Annotated in this window: 19 protein-coding genes, 1 tRNA gene and 3 pseudogenes; 12 read left to right on the forward strand and 11 right to left on the reverse strand. The window is 52.7% G+C overall.

Annotation, left to right across the window (positions count from 1 at the left end; genetic code table 11):
• Positions 1 to 4: 4 nt before the first annotated feature.
• The 8 genes and pseudogenes from MUA00_RS12845 to MUA00_RS12875 form a co-directional block, all read left to right on the forward strand.
• Positions 5 to 526, forward strand: a complete 522-nt coding sequence (locus MUA00_RS12845) for a DUF3304 domain-containing protein (RefSeq protein WP_271123440.1) — start codon at positions 5 to 7, stop codon at positions 524 to 526.
• Positions 526 to 2,310: a DUF2235 domain-containing protein gene (locus MUA00_RS12850; protein WP_271123441.1), complete on the forward strand. Its 1,785-nt coding sequence runs from the start codon at positions 526 to 528 to the stop codon at positions 2,308 to 2,310. Before MUA00_RS12845 ends, MUA00_RS12850 begins: the two co-directional genes overlap by 1 nt.
• 155 nt (positions 2,311 to 2,465) lie before the next feature.
• A complete protein-coding gene (tssE, locus tag MUA00_RS12855; RefSeq protein ID WP_271123442.1) occupies positions 2,466 to 2,915 on the forward strand; it encodes a type VI secretion system baseplate subunit TssE in 450 nt (149 codons plus the stop codon).
• A gap of 225 nt (positions 2,916 to 3,140) precedes the next feature.
• A complete protein-coding gene (locus MUA00_RS21330; RefSeq protein WP_408639709.1) occupies positions 3,141 to 3,539 on the forward strand; it encodes a YdcA family protein in 399 nt (132 codons plus the stop codon).
• 77 nt (positions 3,540 to 3,616) lie between these two features.
• A pseudogene (locus MUA00_RS12860) lies at positions 3,617 to 4,203 on the forward strand (GIY-YIG nuclease family protein).
• 46 nt (positions 4,204 to 4,249) lie between these two features.
• On the forward strand, positions 4,250 to 5,626 hold the full coding sequence (locus MUA00_RS12865) for a VasL domain-containing protein (RefSeq protein ID WP_271123443.1): 1,377 nt from the start codon (positions 4,250 to 4,252) through the stop codon (positions 5,624 to 5,626).
• Between the two features lie 200 nt (positions 5,627 to 5,826).
• Positions 5,827 to 6,081, forward strand: a complete 255-nt coding sequence (locus MUA00_RS12870) for a hypothetical protein (RefSeq protein WP_271123444.1) — start codon at positions 5,827 to 5,829, stop codon at positions 6,079 to 6,081.
• 102 nt (positions 6,082 to 6,183) lie between these two features.
• Positions 6,184 to 7,117: pseudogene (locus tag MUA00_RS12875) on the forward strand (hypothetical protein); the annotation flags it as partial.
• Here MUA00_RS12875 and MUA00_RS12880 read toward each other — a convergent pair.
• Positions 7,083 to 7,284: pseudogene (locus tag MUA00_RS12880) on the reverse strand (Arm DNA-binding domain-containing protein); the annotation flags it as partial. The pseudogenes MUA00_RS12875 and MUA00_RS12880 sit on opposite strands and share 35 nt — an antisense overlap.
• Positions 7,285 to 7,478: 194 nt before the next feature.
• Positions 7,479 to 7,554 (reverse strand) — tRNA-Phe (locus tag MUA00_RS12885).
• Between the two features lie 450 nt (positions 7,555 to 8,004).
• Between MUA00_RS12885 and MUA00_RS12890 the strand changes: the two genes are divergently transcribed.
• Positions 8,005 to 10,140: an ornithine decarboxylase gene (locus tag MUA00_RS12890; RefSeq protein ID WP_271123445.1), complete on the forward strand. Its 2,136-nt coding sequence runs from the start codon at positions 8,005 to 8,007 to the stop codon at positions 10,138 to 10,140.
• 80 nt (positions 10,141 to 10,220) lie between these two features.
• Here the strand turns inward: MUA00_RS12890 and MUA00_RS12895 are convergent, their stop codons facing one another.
• The 7 genes from MUA00_RS12895 to mutY form a co-directional block, all read right to left on the reverse strand.
• Positions 10,221 to 11,585 carry an efflux transporter outer membrane subunit gene (locus MUA00_RS12895; protein WP_271123446.1) on the reverse strand — a complete coding sequence of 455 codons (1,365 nt, stop codon included), beginning with the start codon at positions 11,583 to 11,585 and terminating at the stop codon, positions 10,221 to 10,223.
• 2 nt (positions 11,586 to 11,587) lie between these two features.
• Positions 11,588 to 14,695, reverse strand: coding sequence for an efflux RND transporter permease subunit (locus MUA00_RS12900; protein ID WP_271123447.1), 3,108 nt, complete (start codon positions 14,693 to 14,695; stop codon positions 11,588 to 11,590).
• On the reverse strand, positions 14,695 to 15,813 hold the full coding sequence (locus MUA00_RS12905) for an efflux RND transporter periplasmic adaptor subunit (protein WP_271123448.1): 1,119 nt from the start codon (positions 15,811 to 15,813) through the stop codon (positions 14,695 to 14,697). The genes MUA00_RS12900 and MUA00_RS12905 overlap by 1 nt, the downstream gene beginning before the upstream one ends.
• Before the next feature lie 140 nt (positions 15,814 to 15,953).
• Entirely contained in the window at positions 15,954 to 16,523 is a 570-nt protein-coding gene (locus MUA00_RS12910) for a TetR/AcrR family transcriptional regulator (RefSeq protein WP_271123639.1), read from the reverse strand.
• Between the two features lie 306 nt (positions 16,524 to 16,829).
• Positions 16,830 to 17,906 (reverse strand): membrane-bound lytic murein transglycosylase MltC, encoded by a 1,077-nt coding sequence (gene mltC, locus MUA00_RS12915; protein WP_271123449.1) that lies wholly within the window; start codon positions 17,904 to 17,906, stop codon positions 16,830 to 16,832.
• A 66-nt stretch (positions 17,907 to 17,972) separates the two neighbouring features.
• On the reverse strand, positions 17,973 to 18,245 hold the full coding sequence (locus MUA00_RS12920) for an oxidative damage protection protein (RefSeq protein WP_121263791.1): 273 nt from the start codon (positions 18,243 to 18,245) through the stop codon (positions 17,973 to 17,975).
• Positions 18,246 to 18,247: 2 nt separating this feature from the next.
• Positions 18,248 to 19,336 carry an A/G-specific adenine glycosylase gene (gene mutY / locus MUA00_RS12925; RefSeq protein WP_271123450.1) on the reverse strand — a complete coding sequence of 363 codons (1,089 nt, stop codon included), beginning with the start codon at positions 19,334 to 19,336 and terminating at the stop codon, positions 18,248 to 18,250.
• A 154-nt stretch (positions 19,337 to 19,490) separates the two neighbouring features.
• Here mutY and trmB point away from each other — a divergent pair, with 154 nt between their 5' ends.
• From trmB to MUA00_RS12940, 3 genes are read left to right on the forward strand one after another with little or no spacing between them, the layout of a single operon-like run.
• On the forward strand, positions 19,491 to 20,210 hold the full coding sequence (gene trmB / locus MUA00_RS12930) for a tRNA (guanosine(46)-N7)-methyltransferase TrmB (RefSeq protein WP_271123451.1): 720 nt from the start codon (positions 19,491 to 19,493) through the stop codon (positions 20,208 to 20,210).
• Positions 20,210 to 20,536, forward strand: coding sequence for a YggL family protein (locus tag MUA00_RS12935; protein WP_121263800.1), 327 nt, complete (start codon positions 20,210 to 20,212; stop codon positions 20,534 to 20,536). The genes trmB and MUA00_RS12935 overlap by 1 nt, the downstream gene beginning before the upstream one ends.
• A 54-nt stretch (positions 20,537 to 20,590) precedes the next feature.
• The gene (locus tag MUA00_RS12940; protein ID WP_271123452.1) at positions 20,591 to 21,307 is read left to right on the forward strand and encodes a YggN family protein; all 717 of its coding nucleotides are present in this window, start codon (positions 20,591 to 20,593) and stop codon (positions 21,305 to 21,307) included.
• 143 nt (positions 21,308 to 21,450) lie between these two features.
• On the opposite strand, the gene hemW is transcribed toward MUA00_RS12940, so the two are convergent.
• Together hemW and MUA00_RS12950 are read right to left on the reverse strand one after the other, a co-directional pair.
• Positions 21,451 to 22,587 carry a radical SAM family heme chaperone HemW gene (gene hemW / locus MUA00_RS12945; RefSeq protein ID WP_271123453.1) on the reverse strand — a complete coding sequence of 379 codons (1,137 nt, stop codon included), beginning with the start codon at positions 22,585 to 22,587 and terminating at the stop codon, positions 21,451 to 21,453.
• Positions 22,580 to 23,173, reverse strand: a complete 594-nt coding sequence (locus MUA00_RS12950; RefSeq protein WP_271123454.1) for an XTP/dITP diphosphatase — start codon at positions 23,171 to 23,173, stop codon at positions 22,580 to 22,582. The genes hemW and MUA00_RS12950 overlap by 8 nt, the downstream gene beginning before the upstream one ends.
• Positions 23,174 to 23,184 lie beyond the last annotated feature (11 nt).

A 23,184-nucleotide genomic window follows, 5' to 3' on the forward strand; every position in this document is an offset into this window, starting at 1 on the left:
AAAAATGGGATTTTTTAAGACTTACGACAACATTGATAACGCTGTGAATCGTGGCTATGCCCGCTGGGGTAAATGGATCTGGGGCAGTTTATTGGCAGTGGTTCTGGCATACGGTGGCTGGTTAATCGGGGCATCAATCTGGGGGCCGCCTACCGGGGGGGTAACGTTAATTATTCACAGTGAAATTGACAGACCTATTTTGGGATTTAGTGTTAACGGAGTGGCGGGATCAAATGCGTTTGCCCATGGTGGTGGTGGTGCCACCTGCTGCGGCACCATCAGCGGAAAAACAGCGGAAGTTATCTGGACGCTTGATATTACTCATGAGCAGTATCTTAAAGGTATGCGCCTGGAAAAACGTCGGGTTGTTATGCCAATGCCAGAAAGAAAATGGGGAGAGAATGATCTGCATGTTCACTTTTTACCCGGAGATAAAGTCTTACTGGGCTGGAGCGATAATGCCTGGTCGCCTTATGAAAAACGTCCTGATACTCCAGATAAGTCTGCAAAGCAGGAGCATAATTGATGGATATCGAAAATATCATTGCTGCCGCCAGTCGCGCGCAGCAGGCAGAAGAAGCCGGGTTGGGAAACTGTTCACGTATTTGGCATGTTGGTTTCTTTTTTGATGGCATCCATCGGAATATTGACCAGGATGCACCGGATCAACGTCTTAGTAATGTGGCGCGCTTGTTCAGAGCATTTCCAGATCAGAAGCAAGATGCTCCGCAAAATACTCATAATAAATTTTATTTATCAGGTCTTGGGACACCATTTAATGAAGAACTTACTGAGAAACTGCATACCATTATGGATAGTGCGCAAGGCTCTGCACTGGATGATTTGAAAGATCAGCCAAAAGAAATGGCAAAAGATGCTGGCCTTGATTATTTGAAAGGTGGTAACTGGTGGGAGGTTTTAAAGGACTCAGGAAAAAAACTGATAAACCCTTCAGAGTGGAAATCGCTGGCGGGGGATGTAGCTAAAAACGCAGCAAAGAAATCAGGTATCGAGGCAACCCCCTGGTTGCGTGATAATCCCGCTATTGCAGATATGTTAGTTACCGGTGTCGATACGCGAATAAATTCGGCAAAATTACGTTTTGAGCGGTTTTTTGAACGAGCCAAAACTAATAGCCCTGTACCGATCAAACTAATCTCGATTTCACTCTTTGGATACGATGTTGGAGCAACTCTTGCACGTAAATTTATTGATACGCTGCTTGATGATATTTGTCAGAAGCAGGGTGATAAACATACTTACCAGGGGATCTCCGTAGAGATTGTTTTTACAGGCCTGTTTGACTGTGCTCGTCATACCCCTGCCAATAATAATGGTGTGGACTGGTTTATTTCTACTTTCGGGGGGCCAGTAAAAGGTATCAGTGTGTTGCTGGGTGATAAATCTATCGACCAGGAATCGGCATTACCTGATACGGTCAAAAACGCGCTGCATCTGGTTGCCGCCCATGAAAACCGGCCCTGGCGCCGTCTTTATTGCCTGGGGGGAAGTAACAGTAAGCATCAGGAAGAACTGTTGCCCGGATGTGCAGAGGACGTAGGGGGTGGCCTGAAACCGAATGAACAAAAACCGAGCGCGGAACTCTGTCGGGTAGCTTTGCACCGGATGTACAGAGCGGCGACGATGGCCGGCGTCCCTTTTCCTGATTTTCAAAATTTGCGGGCTCAATCTGAAACAGTTGCAAACTATTTCATCATGCAGGATAAGGTTAAGAACAAGTCTGTCGCTCAATGGACAAAGCTGTATCAGCAAGCGGTGCCTTTTAAGGCCGTCAGTATCGGAGCGCAGAACCGTCATCTGGACAGCTATATTGAGTGGCTTGGGCGACAATACTATCAATACCGCTGTGAGTGCATGAAGTATGAAAAACAACGCGGCGATATTTTAGCCTCCGCTGGTGCTTCTGCCGGGCTATTGGGGATTTCATCACAGGCAAAAGAAGCTTCAAGGCACTACCAGAATGAACTTGATGTGTTGCATAAAAATTGGGGATGGCTGGACGATGTCCATGATGCCGCAATAAGGATGAAGAACAGTATGGAAAACGATCCTAATGATAAGCGTATCCAAATCGTGCCTGATATTTATAGGCCTGCATTGAGGCGTGCGAGACGTTTTCTCGATTATGCGCATGCAGCTTATCTTGGTCAGCCTCAACCTTTCCCTGAAGATAACGCGCCCTCAGAAATGTATGCCTGGTTTGTTCATGATCGACAAGCAGTAGAAAAAGGGGCTGGTATTTCTCAGGACTTCCTGGTTATCCGTTCAATGGAAAAACCTGAAGCGTAAACATCACTAGCTTCCGTTAAACCGCAACCAACAGCACCGTTCGTGCGCAATTGCTAAAAAACCGTAGGAAGAGGGTGAGATCTTAAAAAGATGGAGTAAAACCGTCTGAATTTTTCATTAGCAACAAAATCACTAAATAATGATGGAAGTTAACCATGACCCGAAATATCCCCTCTCTGTGCGAGATGCTTTACGGTAACTTTGTAGGTGGACTCGATCTTCACCAAGTCAGTGAAGAAAATCAGGTCATCCTGTCAGTGCTGGACAATATGCAACGAATCCTTAATTGTCGCGCCGGAACACTGGCGCATTTACCGGATTACGGTCTGCCGGATATGACCACCATTCTGCAGGGCCTGCCAGGAACTGCACACAAGCTGATGTCCACGCTCTCAGCCGTACTACTCAAATATGAGCCTCGCCTGAGCGCCATTGAGGTGGTGCTGCTTGAGCCGGACATTCCGGGAGAGCTGCGTTATGCCATTGATGCTGAGCTGAAAGAGGTGGGACTGGTACGTTACGGCACGGAGTTTATGCCTGAAGGGCGGGTGTTACTTCGACACTTTAAGAACCAACAGTATCTTGACACGACAACCCGTATGTAAGGCCAGATAACAGCATGTCAGTAAAATCACAGTTCCTTAAAAAACTGCAGGCCAGACAACCCACTCCGGTCTCGTTTACCAGCAAAACTCAGGCCGATATAGCGGGTACAGAAATATTAAGAGTTATTTCTTTGCTTTTAGTCATTGCATATTTACCTGACGAAATGGTCAATAGCTGACGGAGAACAGAGCCCCTAATTAACGAAATAATTCACGGATACAGCGATGAAAAAAATAAGCCTCTTACTGGTGTTGAGTGTCCTTTTCACCCTGCAGGCTGAGGCTGCGCGTGGAAGACAGCCCTGTTCAGGTTCAAAAGGCGGCATAGCACACTGTACTTCGGATGGTCGTTTTGTCTGTAATGACGGGAGTCTGAGTCAGTCGAAGCGATTCTGTTCCGGGTATGGTTCCTCAGAAGTCCGCAACCCGGTAAAACCTTCCACTTCCACCCGTAAAACGCAGACGAAAAAGGTGACAACTGCGAAAAAGCAGAAACCGCAACGTGTTGCAGAAAACGACGAACCGATCAGTACCCAACCCCAACAGCCAACATGCGCTCCCCTCTATATGGCCAGCAGGCCCGGATACACCCATTTACCGATTTGCTCAGGGAATCAGTATTAATCGGCTATAGCAAAGGCCCCTTGCCCGTTATTCAGATTAAATAGTCAGGATTAAAATAAGAAAGGAAAAAATAAAACATGGCACGAAGAAAAAAAGATGACAATGCTGCGGGTATTATCCTGATTATTATTGGTGTAATTGCCTGGGGTGTTTATGTCGCGGTAAGAGCATTAATCAATCTTAATGAACAATTCATTGAATCTGTATCGAATCCGGCTGGCGTCATCGGTCTGTTCTTTGGTTTGCTGATAGCCGTTGCGCTGATAATACGAATTTTCATTTACCGGGGCTTCAGGAAGAAAAAAACGGAGTTTGAACAGGCCGTGTCAGCCTGGCACAGAAAGAGAAAGCCTTTGAAGAAACCGTCAGTACTGAAGTGGCTCGCGGCCTGTATCAGGAAAAGAAACAGCTTTCCGGTCAGTGGGACGACGTTCATGCCATGATTTCCTGCGATGACGCCCCCGCACTTGAAAAGACACTGCATGACCATCTGGAAAGCTACCGGATTAACAGGGTTAACCTGCGTAAGGAGTTTTTCCGGGTCGAACTCAGTCGAATTATTGATGAGGTGGAGCGTCATCATGGGCAGGTTGAATATATTGCCGATCCGGTGGCGTTACAGTATCTGCAGAGTCTCGAATATGCAGAAAGCGAAGCCGCATAAACAATAACCTTCCACAGTTCCAGGCACGTCAGATGGATATCTGGTCATGAATGACATCACCTCACGTAAAATCAAAACCGGCGGCGACCCGCGCACGCTACCGGATTATGCCGCCCTGCGCGATGAACTAAGTAAGCTGACACATCCGGCCCGGCCGGATGTGAACTGGTCGTATGCAGAGAAACTTTGCCTGTCGCTTTTTGAAACCAACGGCGTTGAAATGCAGACCGCCGCCTGGTACACGCTGGCGCGTACGCAGCTGGCCGGGGTTTTCGGGCTTAATGAAGGGCTGGCGATACTCGAGGCACTGATAAGTCATCAGTGGGAGGCGCTGTGGCCTCAGCCGGTCCATGCCCGCATGGAAATCCTCAGCAGTCTGAGTCAGCGCCTGCAGCAGCGGATGCGCTCGCTCCCGCTGAATTACAGTGACCTCAGCCAGTTGTACCGGGCGGAGCAGTTGCTTACCGGTCTGGGGGAGGTGTTGCAGCGTCTGGAGCTTAAACACCTGAGCCAGCTCGATACGTTGCGTACCCTGATGCACAGCAGTGTTGTTCGGCTGGAAAACAGCGATGGTATTACCAGCACAGGGCCAAACATTCAGCCCAGTATTGTGTTGCCTGCTACCGTGATGAATGATGCAACAACAGCCATGAGGGACCTTACTAGTCCCGCTGAAGATACGCCAGACAGTGCAGTTAAGTGGGTATATGTCGCGCAACCGGAACAGCAGCCGAACGGGGAAGTGCTGGCGGCAACGCCCACCCCGGTAAAAAAGTGGAAATCCTTCGCTGCCGGGATGTGTGCCATGCTGGTGATAAGCACAGTCGCAGTGTGGAGCTGGCAATATCTTCACCGGCCTGACCCGCTACAGACTCAGCTTGCTGCATCCCTGGCACCGTTACCTGCACCTCTCGCGCCTGAAAAGCTGGATATGTTGCGTCAGCAGACTCCATTGCCGAAGGAACTTATCGCCCAAACACAAAAGCAGCTTGCCCGACTGGATAAATTGCCTCCTGACTGGAATATTACTTACAGCCGAAAACTTACAGAACAGGCTCTGGTGCTGTGGCCGGAGCAGGCTAAGCCTCTGATACAACAGTGGCAACAACAGGTTAACGTCTCAGCGTTGTCAACTGACGCAATGGATGGCTGGCATGAAGGCATGATACAGCTTCAGGCACTTGCCGATAAACTGAATGCGCTTGACGGTCAGAAGGGAAAATACATCACCGTCAGTGAACTTAAATCGCAGGTTTTTGGCATGCTGACAAGCTTCAGGCGGACTGTTCCGCTGGAAGAACAATTTCGTCTGCTGAATCAGTTGCCTGAAGATTCGCTGCAACGTCAGCAGCAAATCAGCCAGGCTGAGCAGCACCTCCGGGCTCAAATCTATACGCTGGTGCAGGAAAGACAACGTGACTGATGTAAAAGGAACTGGCGGGGTGGATAAAACACAGCGACACCGGAATCACTGGACGATAGCCGAAATCACGTTCGTGGAACAACAACATGGATAGATCTCTGCCATCGAAATAGGGAAAAGCTGGGCAGAAGCGTCAGTGCGGTGAGGGCACAGTGACCAAACTGGGGATTGGGAAGTGACATAACCGTCCCTGGACTGAAATGGAACAGGCACTGATGCTGGCGCATCACAGAAAAGGGATTGACGGAATGAAGGCGTTGCTGCCCGGTCACACCCGGAGGGCCACTTTTGCCCGGGCCGGAAAAATGGGCCTGACGGAGACCCGGCTCTGGCAGTCTGATGAAGACGACCTGTTAAGGGAATTATATCCAGCACTTGGCATCTCTGGCGTGCGGGAGAAACTTCCCCACAGAACGATCTCGTGGATCAAACATAGGGTCAAGTTCCTGGGGTGAGTTCCCTTAAAAGAACAAAGCGATAAATACCTTTTGGGATAGATTTAAGCGTGCCCTTAACGATTTTCTCCGGAAGTTAAATAATAATTATTGGGTGATAACATGGTCACGATTTGTGTTGACGGGGAAAATAAGACCCACAAAATTACCGACTGGACTTTATGGGCTGGAAATGATGACGGAGAGGTCATGCTGACCTGTCATTTTCGTAGTGGAAAAAAATATAATCGTCCGCTTTCTGTATGCCAGATAACACCAACCGTAATCCTGCGAAATACTTTTCTCGAACGTAAGGGGCGTTCTGTGGTATCCCAGGCTGAACAAGTTATTCTCTATGGCGATAAATATGCGGCAGTTTACTACTCTAAAAATAATAAATCCTACGTTATGAAATTAAAGGGCCACCCGGAACGGGTAAGACGCAGACCATAACCTTTCTGATCGACGGATTGGGTTCAGAAACAGAATTGATTTGCTGTTGAATTTCAGGATACTGAAAGTAAAACCGCTGGACAGTCAGGATAAAAGGCTGGCGCTTTTTACTTCCCTTCAGTTATTTTTTATGAAAAAGCCATCCAGGAAAAACAAAATTCTCTGTCTGAATATAATAAAGTATTAGAGGTATTCGATTTTAATGTTTTACTGGGGCAGCTAACATCATTATCGATGATTTATTTAAAATAACATTTGCGGGAACATATCCCCATAGCAAAATCATTTGCGGGAACATACAGGGATGATTTCGACCGTTTTATTAAACGTTTTCCGGTTATCGGCAGTAGCACTCATTCGATTATTAATTCCATCGGTAAAGTTGCTCTTCTTGATTAGGTCATTATTGATGAAGCCTCACAGCAGGATATTGTCCTTGGTATCCTGGGACTGGGGGGGGGCCCGTAATGTGATTGTTGTAGGGGATCGTAAGCAACTCCCACATGTTCCGGTAATACACCCGGGCACACCACCGGCAGATCATTATAACTGTGTGAAATACAGCCTGCGCGTTTCTCCCTCGCTTTTGATAAAGAGACTTCTGGATAGACTCCAGAGCAAGCGTTTCTCTTTGCCCAGAAACCGGTAGCGCAGTCGCCAGTAGCGGGAATCGTTAGGACGAACGAGCAAAAACATGTTGCCGCTGTCGGCAAGTTTATAAGGTTTTTCATCCGGTTTGGCTGCGCGGATTTTAGCATCAGTGAGCGCCATTGGTGGGTCTCCTGATAGCAAAAAGGGGTATAAATTTTATCGAATCAGACTATACCCTCAGTTGTACCCTCGCAAGGGACTTGATGCGGGTTGAAGTTGATTGAGTTGGGTGGAGTTAAGTTATTGTAAAAACGTTGATTTCGGCGAGTTTAGAAAGCAAAAAACCAGCCCGTAGGCTGGTTTTTCTAAATAAGTGGTGCCCGGACTCGGAATCGAACCAAGGACACGGGGATTTTCAATCCCCTGCTCTACCGACTGAGCTATCCGGGCAACGGGGCGCATTAAACCGTAAAGCCCTTTCTTCGTCAACGATTTTGTAGGCCATGGCCGTGCGTTTGCATGAATAATGTGCGCTATATCGTACCTCCGCCTCGCGTCGCGTCTTGAACCCCGGGAAAGAAGGTGCCATGATTGCGCGAAATTTTTCGCATTCAACGGGGCGCTTATTGATGTTCACAGTCAATGTTCACCGACATCTCTTGATGGCGCTCGTTCACCTTTCCGTACTCTCCCGAAGACCCTTGCCCTCTATGCGGTGAGGGCAACGCACGCTCACTGCAGGACAACAGTAAAATCAGATAACTCGGCCTGATTTTACTGATGTCTGGTGGTCGGAGTGGTTACCTCCTTTAGACCCGCAAGACGCATTCGCCGGGGAATTATTCCCCTTGCCGTGCCTTCTGGCACTCACTCATCCTTGAGCTTTTGGGATTTGTGCATATGAAATCATTGAAAATTGCCGCCAGCCACGACGTGGTTGCCACGCTTTCCACCCATCGTGAAGTGGTTGCACTCGACAGCACAGATTTTACCGATGTTGCGGCAGTCGTGCTGTCTGTTGCAGACAGCCGCAGCGGCATTCTGGCGTTACTCAAACGCACGGGCTTTAACCTTCCGGTCTTTTTAGTTTCCGAAACCCAGCAGGATGAACAGGCTGATTTTACGGGCGTTATCACCGGTAAAGCGCAGGATTATCTGGAGCTGGAAACCGCAGCCGTTGAGTATGAAGAGAGTCTGCTGCCGCCGTTCTTCGATACGCTGACCAAATACGTGGCGATGGAAAACAGCACCTTTGCGTGTCCCGGCCATCAGCACGGCGAGTTTTTCAGGAAGCATCCTGCCGGGCGTCAATTCTATGATTTCTTCGGTGAAAACGTATTCCGCGCTGACATGTGCAACGCGGACGTGAAGCTGGGCGATTTACTAATCCACGAAGGATCGGCAAAACATGCGCAGAAATTTGCGGCTAAAGTGTTCCATGCGGATAAAACCTACTTCGTATTAAACGGCACCTCCGCTGCTAATAAAGTCGTCACCAACGCGCTGCTAACGCGCGGCGACCTCGTACTGTTCGATCGCAATAACCACAAATCTAACCACCACGGCGCATTAATTCAGGCGGGCGCAACGCCAGTCTATCTCGAAGCGGCGCGCAACCCGTTTGGCTTTATCGGCGGGATTGACGCGCACTGTTTTGACGATGCTTATTTGCGGAACTTGATCGGCGAAGTGGCGCCGGATCGCGCGCAGGATGAACGCCCGTTCCGCCTTGCGGTTATCCAGCTCGGTACTTACGACGGCACCATTTATAACGCGCGGCAGGTGGTGGATAAGATCGGCCACCTTTGCGATTACATCCTCTTTGATTCCGCGTGGGTCGGCTACGAACAGTTTATTCCGATGATGGCGGACTGCTCGCCGTTGCTGCTGGATCTTAATGAAAACGATCCGGGGATTTTCGTCACCCAGTCGGTTCACAAGCAGCAGGCCGGTTTCTCGCAGACTTCTCAGATCCATAAAAAAGACAATCATATCCGCGGCCAGGCGCGTTTCTGCCCGCATAAGCGTCTGAACAATGCTTTCATGCTGCACGCTTCTACCAGCCCGTTCTATCCGCTTTTTGCGGCGCTGGATGTGAACGCTAAAATTCACGAAGGGGAGAGCGGGCGTCGCCTGTGGGCAGAATGCGTGGCGCTAGGGATCGAAGCGCGCAAGGCGATCGTCGCCAACTGCAAAATGATCAAACCTTTTATCCCGCCGGTTGTAGCAGGCCGACCGTGGCAGGATCATCCTACCGATATCATTGCTAAGGAGCGCCGCTTCTTCAGCTTTGAGCCGGGCGAAAAGTGGCACGGTTTTGAAGGTTACGAGAAAGACGAATATTTTGTCGATCCTTGTAAGCTGCTGCTGACCACGCCGGGAATCGATCCACAAACCGGCAAGTACAGCGAATTCGGCATTCCGGCTGCAATTCTCGCAAACTACCTGCGTGAAAACGGCGTGGTGCCGGAAAAAGCGGATCTCAACTCGATTCTGTTCCTGCTGACGCCTGCGGAAAGTACGGAAAAAATGGCGCAACTGGTGGCGATGCTTGCGCAGTTCGAACAGCATATTGAAGATGACACGCCGCTTGCCGACGTGCTGCCGACCATTTATCAGAAATATTCCGTGCGTTATAAAGATTACACGCTGCGTCAGCTCTGCCAGGAAATGCACGATCTCTACGTCAGCTTTGAAGTGAAAGATCTGCAAAAATCCATGTTCCGCAAAACCAGCCTGCCGCCGGTAGCGATGAACCCGCAGGATGCTCACAGCGAGTTTATCCGCGGCAACGTAGAGCTGGTGCGTTTAAGCCAGGCTGAAGGGCGTATTGCCGCAGAAGGCGCGTTGCCGTATCCGCCGGGCGTACTTTGCGTTGTGCCTGGCGAAATCTGGGGAAGCGCTGCGCTGCGTTATTTCCTGGCGCTGGAGGAGGGCGTAAACATGCTGCCCGGCTTCTCACCGGAGTTACAGGGTGTTTACAGCGAAACGGATGCGGACGGGATTAAACGTTTGTACGGCTATATGGTGAAGTAAGAACCCATTAGCCGTCTTATAAACGGCTCTGATTAATTACTTCTGCAAACCTGGCCGGGCATAGCTGCCCGGCTTTTCTTTTACTGAATGCCGCCGCCGAGCGACTGCCAGAGAGTGACGCGGTTTTCGAAATCGGTCTGTTGCAGCGCAATCAGCGATTCCTGCGCAGACCACAGCGACCGCTGCGCGGTTAGCACCGTCAGATAATCGCCCGCGCCTGCCTGATAGCTGCGCGTCGCTACATCCAGAGTTTTTTGCTCTGCCGCCACGTATTCACGCTGGGCATCAAGTTGTTCACTCAGGGTTTCACGGCGAGCCAGCGCGTCGGCTACGTCTTTAAACGCGCTCTGAATGGTTTTCTCGTAGGTGGCGATCAACCCTTTTTTCTCCGCTTCGGCATAGCGCAACTGCGCCAGATTATTGCCGCCGCTAAACAGCGGCAGAGTGATGTTTGGTGCGAAAGACCATACTTTCAGGCCGTGGCTGAACAGCGACGAGAGGGAATCGCTGCCGACGCCCGCGCTGGCGGTGAGTGAAATGGTCGGGAAGAAATTGGCCCGCGCCGCGCCAATATTAGCGTTGGCGCTTTGCAGGTTATGCTCGGCTTCCTGAATATCCGGACGGCGCAGCAGCGTACTTGAGTTCACGCCAGCCGGGATCAGCGTGATGGCATTATCGCTCAGGCTTTCCAGCGTACCGGGCAGCATTGCTTCCGGCACCGTATCGCCAGCCAGCAGATTCAGGGCATTTTTGTCCTGCATCACCAGCGTCTGGTAGCTTGCCACGCTGGCGCGTGCCTGCTGATAAACCGCCATCGCTTCACTTACGTCTGTTGCCGCAGCGACGCCCACTTCCCGCTGGCGCTTAACGATTTTTAACGAGTTGGCCGCGCTTTCCATTGTGGATTTTGCCAGCGCCAGATTGCTGTTGTCCGCCGCCAGAGTTATCCAGGCGGTAGTCAGTTCACCGATCATCGTCAGACGGACGTTTTGCGCGGTGAATTCGCTGGCAAGCCAGGTTTCACGCGCCGCACGAGACAGGCTCTGGTTGCGGCCGAACAGGTCCAGCTCGAAGCTGGAAACCGCGCCGTTGGCCTCATCGCTGGTGGTTACTCCGCTCGCCAGAGTGCGGCTGCGGGTATGGCTTAGCTGTGCATCCACCGTAGGGAACAGGGATGAACGCGTTTCGCCATACTGGGCGCGGGCGGCGTCGATATCGGCAATCGCTTTTTGAACATCGCGGTTGCTATTAAGCGCCATAGTTACCACGCTTTTCAGCCGCGCGTCGTTCACCACCTGCTGCCAGTTGCTGACTACCGCCGTGGCTTCGCCGTGATTACCAGGAAGCGTTGCCGGGATGGGCGCTGCGGGACGCTGGTACGTCGGGTCCAGCGACACGCAGCCCGCGCTCAGCAGCGCCAGAACTAATACAGAAAGTCGAAACATTATTACCTCCGGGTCAGGTGTTTACCGGAGAAAAGACGTTTCACCAGTACAAAAAATAAAGGGACGAAGAAGATGGCGAGCAGCGTCGCCGCCAGCGTCCCGCCGATAATGCCGGTACCGATCGCTATGCGGCTGTTAGCGCCCGCGCCGGTTGCTATCGCCAGCGGCGTAACGCCTGCGATAAACGCCAGAGAAGTCATAATTATCGGACGCAGACGTGTCTGGGCGGCGCGTAACGCGGCTCGCGTCAGGGAATAGCCTTCGTTTACCGCAGCTTCGGCAAACTCGACGATCAGAATGGCGTTTTTCGACGACAGGCCGATTGTGGTCAGCAGCGCCACCTGGAAGTAGACGTCGTTATTCAGATCGCGCATCCATGCCGCCAGCGCCGCGCCCAGCACGCCGAGCGGGATCACCAGAATGACGGAGATCGGCACCGACCAGCTCTCGTACAGCGCCGCCAGGCACAGGAACACCACCAGAATCGAGATGGCATACAGGCTCACCGCCTGGCCGCTCGCCAGTTTCTCCTGCAAAGACAAACCGCTCCACGCCCAGGTCGTGCCGGAAGGGAGGCTGTTCGCCAACTGTTCCATCCTGATCATTGCCGTACCGGAGCTGGAGCCGCTGGCGTTCTCGCCCTGGATTTCATAGGCCGCCGAGCCGTTGTAGCGCACCAGGCTTTCCGGGCCGTATTCCCAGCGGGTGGTGGCAAAAGCGGAGAACGGCGTCATGCTGTCGTCGCTGCCGCGAACAAACCACTTATTAAGATCTGACGGCGCGGCGCGGTAATCGCTATCACCCTGGAGATAGACCTTTTTCACCCGGCCGCGATCGATAAAGTCGTTCACGTAGGTGCCGCCCCAGGCGCTGGAGAGGGTGCTGGTGACGTCGCTCAGGGACAGCCCCAGCGATACGGCTTTGTTGTTGTCGATATCCACCTGCAACTGCGGCATTTGAGGCAGGTCGTTGGCGCGTACGGCCTGCAGAGACGAGTCCTGATTAGCTTTGGCAATGAGTTGGTTACGCAGCTTCAGCAGCGTATCGCGATCGGTTCCGCCTGCGGCCAGCAGTTCAAAGGTAAAGCCGTTGCTTTGGCCCAGGCCGTCTACCGACGGCGGCGTCATGGCAAAGATGGTAGCATCGCGGATGGCGCCCAGCTCTTTACTCGCGCGCAAGGCAATCGCCTGGGCGGTGTTCTCTTCTCCTTCGCGCTCTGACCAGTTTTTCAGCGACACAAACGCCATCCCGGCATTCTGGCCGCTACCGCTAAAGCTGAAGCCTTCGACGGTAAAGATAACGTTGGTGTTGTCTTTTTCTTCCTTAAGGAACCAGTCGGTGACTTTGCGGCTCACCTCGGCGGTGCGAACGGCCGTCGCGCCTGCGGGCAGGGTGTACTGCACCATGATTTCACCCTGGTCTTCGGTGGGCAGGAAGCTGCCCGGCAGTTTCCACATCGCCAGCGCCATCGCGCCACAAAGCACGACGTATACCGCCAGCACGCTGCCGGAGCGGCGAAGAACACGCAATACGCGGTGCTGATAACCGTGCTCGGTTTTGCCGTAAAAGCGGTTAAACGCGCCGAAAAAACCTTTCCTGTGCGGCGGCGTATGGCTGAGAACCGAACCGCACAGCGCGGGCGTCAGGGTCAGCGCCACAACTACCGAGAGAATCATTGCGGAAATAATGGTGACCGAAAACTGGCGGTAGATAACCCCCGTCGAACCGCCGAAGAACGCCATCGGCAGGAAGACGGCGGAGAGCACCAGCGCAATCGCCACCAGCGCGCCAGAGATTTCACCCATCGATTTTTCAGTCGCTTCACGGGCAGGCAGCCCTTCATCGCGCATAATACGCTCGACGTTTTCCACCACTACGATGGCGTCATCCACCAGCAGGCCTATCGCCAGCACCATCGCAAACAACGTCAGGGTATTGATGGAGTAGCCAAACAGCGCCAGCACGCCGAATGTACCGAGCAACACTACCGGCACCGCCAGCGCGGGGATCAGCGTGGCGCGGATGTTTTGCAGGAACAGGTACATGACCACCACTACCAGGATGATGGCTTCAAACAGCGTCTGAATGACGTCCTCGACGGAGATTTTGATGAACTCCGTGCTGTCTTTCGGGTAGGCGACGTCATAGCCTTCCGGCATCGCGCGTTTGAATTCGGCGATTTTTTCCTTCACAAGCGTTGCGGTACTGAGCGCGTTGGCGCCCGGAGAGAGCATCACCGCCACGCCTGCCGCCGGATGGCCGTTTAGCTTCGAGGTAGCTGTATAATCTTCACTGCCCATTTCTACACGGGCGAGGTCGCTGATTCGAACCACCGCGCCGTTGGCCTGGCTTTTGACGATGATATTTTTAAACTGATCCACCGTTTGCAGGCGTGACTGGGCGCGCACGGTTGCGGTGAGCTGCTGGGCCGAAGAAGAGGGCAGCGCGCCGATTTTACCCGCCGAAACCTGCACGTTTTGCGCTTCAATCGCGCTTTGCACGTCGGACGGCATCAGCGAGTAAGAAGCCAGCTTCGCCGGATCGAGCCATATACGCATGGCGTATTCCGCGCCGAATACCCGCAAGCTCCCAACGCCTTCAACGCGCGCCAGCGGATCCTGTACGTTACTTACCAGCCAGTCGGCGATATCAGAACTGCTGGCTTTGTCGGTTTTGTCATACACGCCCATGATCAGCAGGAAGTTGCTCTGCGATTTCACGACCGTAATGCCTGACTGCTGCACTTCGCTCGGCAGGCGTGATTCGGCCTGCTGAACTTTGTTTTGCACCTGCACCTGAGCGGTATCCGGGTCGGTGCCCTGCTCAAAGGTGACGTTGATGCTTACCGTGCCATCGGAGCTGCTGGTGGAGGTGAAATAGAGCAGGTTATCCAGCCCGGTAAGCTGCTGTTCGATAACCTGAGTAACGCTGTTTTCCAGCGTCTGCGCCGAAGCGCCGGTGTAGGTGGCGGAGATTTTCACCGAGGGCGGCGCAACGTCCGGATACTGCGCTACGGGCAGCGTGCGGATCGCCAGAATCCCGGCGAGCATAATCAGAATGGCAATTACCCACGCGAAAACCGGGCGACGGACAAAGAAACGGGAAAACATCAGGCGTTTCCTCCGCTCGCTTCTATCTCTTCAGCTTTGACTTCCTGCCCGGCGGCAACTTTGTCCGTTCCCTCGACAATAAGCTTATCGCCGGCTTTAAGCCCGCTTAGCACCAGCCATTTATCGCCATAGGCATCGCCGGTTTGCACAGTGCGTTGTTCCACTTTATTGCCGGCGTTCACCACCAGCGCGGTGGCGTTCCCTTTAGCGTCGCGGGTCACTCCCTGTTGAGGCGCGAGAATGGCGTCGTCCATGATTCCTTCATCCACTTTGGCGCGAACAAACATGCCCGGCAGGAGTTCTTGTCGGGGATTAGGAAACACGGCGCGCAGCGTGACTGAACCGGTAGATTCATCCACCGCAACTTCCGTCAGCGCAAGTCGGCCCTTCTCGCTGTAGGCGCTGCCATCTTCCAGAATCAGCGATACGCTCAGAGTGTCGCTGTTTGAAGAGAGCGCCTGCTTGCGTAAACGCAGCAGATCGGCGCTGGTTCGCGTCAAATCGACATACATATTCTCCAGTCCGCGAATGGTGGCGAGGGCGGTTTCCTGTTGAGCCGTCACCAGCGCGCCTGGCGTAACCGAAGAGATGCCAATACGTCCGCTAATAGGGGCGGTAACTGTCGTCCAGTTGAGATTGATGCGCGCGCTTTCCAGCGCCGCTTTTTTTGATTCCACACTGGCTTTGTCCTGCGCGCAGGTGGCTTTGGCGTCTTCCGCATCCTGCCGCGATACGCCGTCATCTTTTACCAGTTGCGCGTAGCGCTGGGCTTTCTGGCAGTCAGCCTGTACCAGCGACTGCGCCTGTTTTAACGCTGCGGCGGCTTCGTCATACGCTGCGCGATAGCTGGAGGGATCGATTTGATACAGCTTTTGTCCGGCTTTTACGGTATCGCCCTCGTTAAAAAGCCGTTGCTGGATAATGCCCCCGACCTGCGGACGGACTTCCGCGCTGAGCGTCGCAGCGGTGCGGCCGATTAGCTGGCTGGTCACCGCAACCGGCTGGCTGGCTAAGGTAACGATGCCGACTTCCGGGAGTGAGTTTGTTGCAGATGGCTGGGTATTATCGCAGCCGGTGAGAAGAAATAATGCCGCGATGGGTATTGTTATATATTTCATGGTTTTTCCAGAATGCACAACCCTCTCCCCGTTAATAAATGACGGGGATAAAGATTATTTAAAGGTATCGTAATACGGTGTTCCCACTATTAATGGCAACAAAAAAGAGGGGGTTATTTTCCTCTGTTAATTTTCCGCCTTTAATTAGCTTTCAGCAGCATATTAAGTATTTCCCGGTAACGTTTTTCGAGTAATTCCGGCGAGGCTTTTTGCAATGTCAGGCGGCGAAAGAGCGTGCCCTCCATCATTACCGCAGTGATCTCCACGCAGCAGCGAATGTGTTCTTCGCTAAGATGTGGATTCTGTTTTTTCAACGACTCGCAGGCGTTAGCGAACATGCGTGCATCGGCTGCGGCGAGCATCGAGGCGACCAGCGGATTTCGTGTAGCCTCAGCGGACATTTCAAGCATCAGCTTATCGTCGTCTTCGTTCAGCGTTTGCCGCCAGGCCAGGAGCTGCGGTATGCGATCGGTCTGCATCTTGCCTTCGATCTCAGCGATACGAGAGTCAATGATGCGGCGAACCATCTCTTCGATAATGGCGTCTTTGTTGCTGAAATAGCGATAGATTTGCCCAACGCTTAATTTTGCTTCGCCGGCGATCTGCGACATGCTGGCTGCGTGAAATCCGCTTGCGCAGAAGCAGCGGCGCGCCGCGATAATGATTTCGTCCTGTCGTAGTTTCTGACGTTCTTCAAGCTTCATAATCATCTTCTGTCCGTCTTCCTGGAAGTGAGAATGATCGTTCTCACTGACGCTCATTATAAATTTTTGCGGCATAATGTGAAGCAGTATTGCTGTCAATTATTTAAACGAATATTTCTGAAAGGAAATAATGGAGAGATTATGGAGTTATTAAGAAAGAAGGTTTTTCGGTTTATTTAATTGAAAATAAGAAAATGACGATTATTGAAACGGCAAGCGTCGGATATTAGGTTTTTTGTTTTTTTGTAGCTTTGTATGCCTCGATGAAAATCCCCCGTACAGTTGGTTTCACTTTACGGGGGAGCGTTTTAACTAACGCCTGCGATAACTTTTCTGTGCGGTATTTACTTTATAGAGATAACGGCGCGATTCCGCAGACGGATGGCGCGTGGTTAGCGTCTGATAAACGTCGTCGGCATTCATGCTATTAATAATGCTGAATGCACGCTGTTTATCGCTGTTAAACACCCGCAGCACGCTGCCTGCGCCGCCGTTGTATGCGGTGATGACGGCATAGCGACGAGAGGTTGGGTTATCAATGCCGCCCAGATAGCTCTCTTGTAAAATCGCAAGGTACGCGGTGCCGGTATCGATATTGCTTTCCGGGTCGAACAGGTAGCTGCGGCTTGGTTTGCCCCATTTTCCCTGCGCTTTAAACACGTCAACGCCCGCGCTGTGCTGCACAACCTGCATCAGGCCGAGCGCATCTGCATGGCTTACCGCATACGGGTTAAAGCTCGATTCGGTTTGCATAATCGCAAGGATCAGCGACTCGTCCACGCCGTACTTTTTCGAGGCTTTACGTACCATGCCGATGTATTTATGGGCACGCTTATCAAGGTGGTTCGGCACCAGATTAATCGTCACGCTATAAACGACTTTCAGGCCGGTTGAGCGACTTTTCAGGCGTGTTTGCAGCAAATAGTCCGCAAACTTCGCGGCGCGGCCTTCCCAGCGGATCGGCTGGCCGGTGTTATCAACAACCTGCCCGTACAGGAACGGCATTTTCGAAATCAGCACGTCGTTAGCATCGGAGTAGAGATCGATTGAACCGGGATCGTCGCCCATCAGCAGCGTAGTAATGATCGCCTGACGCAAGTGCGCGGCCGGATCGGTGCCTGCGATGGTTTCAATGGTAATGGTACCGTCGTCGAAGTTAATGTGGCTACGGGTCAGATACCGATCGGTATATTTGACATAGTCCTTGGGACCTGCGATCAGAACCTCTTTCATGCCCCAGATATTTTCGATGTTATGGGCAAATTGCCCCATCAAAATATCAAATCCGTTCGTGTCCTTAACAAATGCTTCGTTATAGGCGTCGTCTTTTTTGCTCGAACATGAGATGAGCAGTGGGGCAACAAGGGCTAGCGCGAGAAGTTTTTTCATCTTTCCGTGTTTGCATTTTGCGTGTCGTGGATTGCAAAAGGGCCGAAACCGGCCCTTTGAGTACGCTTACTTTTCTGGCGGCGTGAAGCCTTCAATATGGACTTCTTTGCCTTCGAACAGGAAGTTCACCATTTCGGCTTCCAGCTCTTTGCGGTGCTCCGGGTTCATCATGCTCATTTTGCGTTCGTTGATAAGCATGGTTTGTTTGGCCTGCCACAGCGCCCAGGCTTCTTTAGAAATTTCGTTATAAATGCGCTTGCCCAGTTCGCCTGGATAGAGCTGAAAATCCTGGCCTTCGGCCTCGCGTTGCAGGTAGGTACAAAAAATAGTTCTGCTCATCATCATTCCTCTTCAAGAGCCCGGGCAGCGTTAATCACTACCGGCTCTGCATGTAATTGCTGTAACAGGCGCTCCACGGGGGCAGCCAGCCCCACGGAAGGCGGCTGCGCTAAGTTATACCAGAGAGCGGTTCCTTCATCCATGCACCCCGTGAATGAATGCACGGGCAGCCACATGGGCACAATATCCAGATGGAAATGGCTAAAAGTATGGCGGAAGGCGGTTAATTGCGTGAGATTATTGGCCGGAATTTGGCGTTGCGCCAGCCACTCGCGCAGCTCTGCTTCGGTGCCGAACTGCGGGAAACAGTACAAGCCTCCCCATAAACCCACGGCTGGTCGCTGAGCGAGAAATACCTCATCAGCCTGCTGCATCATCAGCATGTAGCCGGTGCGTTCCGGTAGCGTGACTTTCGGTTTTTTCCCCGGATAGTTTGCCCAACTGTGACTGGCGTAAGCCACGCAGCCGTTGTTTAACGGGCAAAGTTCGCATTTGGGCTTCGAACGGGTGCAAACCATTGCGCCCAGATCCATCATCGCCTGGTTAAACTGGCTGACGCCCTCCGCAGGCGTGACTTTTTCGCTGATTTCCCACAGACGTTTCTCCACGTCCTTTTTGCCCGGCCAGCCAGAAACGGCGTAGCAACGCGCAAGAACGCGTTTTACGTTACCGTCCAGAATAGGAAAGTGTTTGCCGAGGGATAGCGACAAAATCGCGCCAGCGGTTGAACGCCCAACGCCGGGCAATGCGGCAACCTCTTCAAAGGTTTCCGGGAAAACGCCGCCATGAAGGTTAGCCACCATTTGCGCGGCTTTATGCAAATTGCGGGCTCGTGCGTAATAGCCAAGACCGGTCCACAGATGCAGAACCTCATCTAGCGGCGCATTGGCGAGATCGGTTACCGTCGGAAAACGCGCCATGAAGCGTTCAAAATATGGAATAACCGTCGCGACCTGCGTTTGTTGCAACATCACTTCTGAGAGCCATACTTTGTAAGGCGTTTTCTCTTGCTGCCAGGGCAGAGTTTTACGCCCGAACAAGTGGTACCAGTTAAGAACCTGGTGGGCGAATTGAGGCGCTTGTATCGTCAACGCGAGGCATCCGGCAAAGGGTTAAATCAGGGTGCCGATTCCAGCACAGACCACGGACGGCTGTAAACCGGAACTTTCCTGTGCTTGTTCTTGCAACTCACCACTAACTTTGGATAATGCCCGTTTCCCGAACACTAACACGTAGCCAAAACCCATGAAAAATGACGTCATCTCACCGGAATTTAATGAAGAAGGCCGCGTGCTGCGCCGGATTCGCAGCTTTGTCCGCCGCCAGGGCCGCCTGACTAAAGGCCAGGAGCACGCGCTGGAAAACTACTGGCCGGTGATGGGCGTCGAATATGAAGCCGCACCCGCTGACTTTGCCGCGCTGTTTGGACGTGAAGCGCCGGTCACGCTGGAAATCGGTTTTGGCATGGGGTCATCGCTTGTGGCTATGGCGGGGGCTAAGCCCGATCAGAATTTCCTCGGTATTGAAGTGCATTCGCCGGGCGTGGGCGCCTGCCTGAGCACCGCGCACGAAGCGGGCGTCGAAAACCTGCGCGTAATGTGCCACGACGCGGTAGAAGTGCTGGAAAATATGATTCCTGACAATTCTTTAAACATGGTTCAGCTCTTTTTCCCTGATCCCTGGCACAAAGCGCGTCATAATAAACGCCGTATCGTTCAGGTGCCTTTTGCGGAGCTGGTGAAGCGCAAACTGAAACTGGGCGGCGTGTTCCATATGGCGACCGACTGGGAACCTTATGCTGAACACATGCTCGAAGTGATGTCTTCTATCGACGGTTATCAAAATCAGTCGGAGAATAACGACTACGTACCGCGTCCGGATTCGCGTCCGGTGACCAAATTTGAACAACGTGGCCATCGTCTTGGTCATGGCGTATGGGACTTAATGTTCGAGAGGGTAAAATAATGGCAAAAAATCGTAGCCGTCGTTTGCGTAAAAAAATGCATATCGACGAATTCCAGGAGCTGGGGTTCTCAGTTGCATGGCGTTTCCCGGAAGGCACCTCGGAAGAACAGATTGATAAAACCGTTGATGCGTTTATTAACGACGTCATCGATAAAAACGGCCTGGCCTTTGACGGCGGCGGTTACCTCGCGTGGGATGGATTAATCTGCAAGCAGGAAATCGGCAAATGCACCGAAGAGCATCAGGCGCTGGTGCGTAAATGGCTCGAAGATCACAAGGTCGAAGATATTCGCATGAGCGATCTGTTCGACGTCTGGTGGGATTGATAGTCAGTCTCTGCGGGTCGGTTTAGCCGGCCCGTTTTTTTATCAGGAGTAGCTATGATTCGTAAGGCTTTAATGGGCGTTCTGCTCCTCACCGCTATGCAGGCGCAGGCCGATTATAAATGCAGCGTGAACCCGCGCGATGACGTGGTCATTAGCCCGCAGTCTGTGCAGGTAGTCGGTGAGAACGGCAATTTAGTTATCGCCCCGGACGGCAGCCTGCAGTTTAACGGCAAGCCGCACACTTTGAATGCAACGCAGCGCCAGTTGGCGATTAACTATCAGCAGGCGCTGCGTACCGATCTGCCGTGGATTGATACCGGTGCACGTAATCGAGTTGAAAAAGGACGTGTAGCGCTGGATAAAATTATCGCTCAGGAAGTTGGCGAGAGCAGCAATATGCGCGGCCGTTTGACTAAGCTTGATGCCCAGCTTAAAGAGCAGATGAATCGCATTATTGAACATCGTCAGGACGGATTAACCTTCCACTATAAAGCTATCGACCAGGTACGGGCCGACGGCCAGACCCTGGTAAACCAGGCGATGGGCGGCATCCTGCAGGACAGCATTAACGAGATGGGCGCAAAAGCGGTGCTCAAAGGCGGCGGCAATCCATTACAGGGCGTGCTGGGTAGCCTGGGCGGTCTGCAAACCTCGATTCAGAACGAGTGGAAAAATCAGGAAAAAGATTTTGAGCAGTTCGGCCGCGATGTATGCAGCAAAGTGGTGACGCTGGAAGGCCAGCGTAAAGGGCTGGTTGAAACGCTGAAGTAAACTTAAGCGGCGGATGGCGCTACGCTTATCCGCCCTACAAGGGCGAATCATTACCGTGGGATGGATGGCGCGACGCTTATCCGCCCTGCAAGGGCGAATCGTTCCGTAGGGCGGATAAGCAACGCGCCATCCGCCGTCTCCTCTCACTCCGCCAAAAACAGCTCCAGCAGCGAATTCAGGAACAGTTTGCCGTGCTCGGTAATCTGCCAGTGTTCCGCCGTCTCAATCAGATAATCTTTAGCTATCGCTTCATCTAACTGAGGACGAATAACGTCTTCACCAAGCCCGGTGTATAAGTTGAATTCGTTGCGCGGCGCAGCTTCCAGCAGGCGGAAGCGATTCATAAAGAACTCGAACGGTTTGTCGGCCTGCTCCACGTCATGCTGGCGGTCAAGGTATTTCCCGTCCATATAGCCGCGAGGATGGCGCGTTTTGGCGGTTCGCAAAATGCGACCGTCTTCAAACGTAATTTTACCGTGAGCGCCGCAGCCGATGCCCAGATAGTCTCCGAAGCGCCAGTAGTTCAGGTTGTGCTGACACTGGAAGCCAGGTTTAGCGTAGGCCGAGGTTTCGTACTGCTGATAACCCGCGGCGGTCAGCAGCTTGTCGCCCTGTTCAAAAATATCCCATAACGCGTCATCGTCCGGCAGTTTTGGCGGACGAGAACCGAACAGCGTATTCGGCTCAATGGTCAACTGATACCAGGACAAATGCGGGGGGTTAAGCTCGATTGCCTGGCGCAAATCGTCCAGCGCTTCTTCCAGCGACTGATCCGGCAGGCCATGCATCAGGTCGAGGTTAAAACTGCGAAGCCCGAGGCCGCTTGCCAGATTCGCCGCTCGTTTCGCCTCGTCAGAATCGTGGATGCGGCCCAGACGTTTTAGCTTTGGCTCGCTAAAGCTTTGCACGCCGATTGAGATGCGATTCACTCCGGCGCGCTGATAGCCGTTGAAACGATCGGCCTCGACTGTGCCAGGGTTCGCCTCCATCGTCATTTCTGCATCTGCTGCTAACGGCAGGCGCGCACGCACGCCGTCGAGCAGGTTTTGCATCGCCTCGCTTGAGAGCAAGCTTGGCGTTCCGCCACCAATAAAGATGGTCTTTATTTCACGTCCTTGTGCCAAAGGCGCGTCAAGATCCAGATCGCGCAGCAGGTGGCTGACATACTCGTCGTGCGGCACGTCGCCTTTGAGCGCGTGAGAGTTGAAGTCACAGTAGGGGCACTTCTGCACGCACCACGGGATGTGAATATAGAGACTCAGCGGTGGCAAATTAGCCATTTTTCATTGCTTCCAGTAACAGTTTCAACGCTTGTCCCCGATGGGATATCGCGCGTTTCTCGTCGCGGGTGAGTTCCGCGGCGGTCTTGCCTTCGCTTGGGACAAAGAAGATTGGATCATAGCCAAAGCCGCCTGCGCCCGCGGCTTCGCGAGTGATTTCTCCGGACCAACTGCCGTGGAACACCAGCGGCGTTGGGTCTTCGGCATGGCGCATATAAACCAGAACGCAGTGGAACTGAGCCTGGCGTTGTTCGTCCGGCGCATCTTTGAGCGTAGCAAGCAGCTTCTCAAGGTTTTGTTGGTCGGTAGCATTTTCACCGGCGTAACGCGCGGAATAAATTCCCGGAGCGCCGCCAAGAACATCAACCGCGAGGCCGGAATCATCGGCAATTGCCGGCAGGCCTGTGACCTGCGCCGCGTGGCGGGCTTTGAGGATGGCATTCTCAATAAAAGTCAGGCCGGTTTCCTCGGCGGATTCTACGCCCAGCTCGGTTTGTGCCACGACATCAAGACCAAAGTCGCGCAGTAAATCGGCGAGTTCGCGCACTTTACCGGCGTTACCGGTAGCGAGGACAACTTTTTGCATAGCGGGATCCT

It is taken from the genome of Dryocola boscaweniae, from assembly GCF_025215095.1.
In the GTDB taxonomy this organism is placed as follows: Bacteria; Pseudomonadota; Gammaproteobacteria; order Enterobacterales; family Enterobacteriaceae; genus Dryocola; species Dryocola boscaweniae.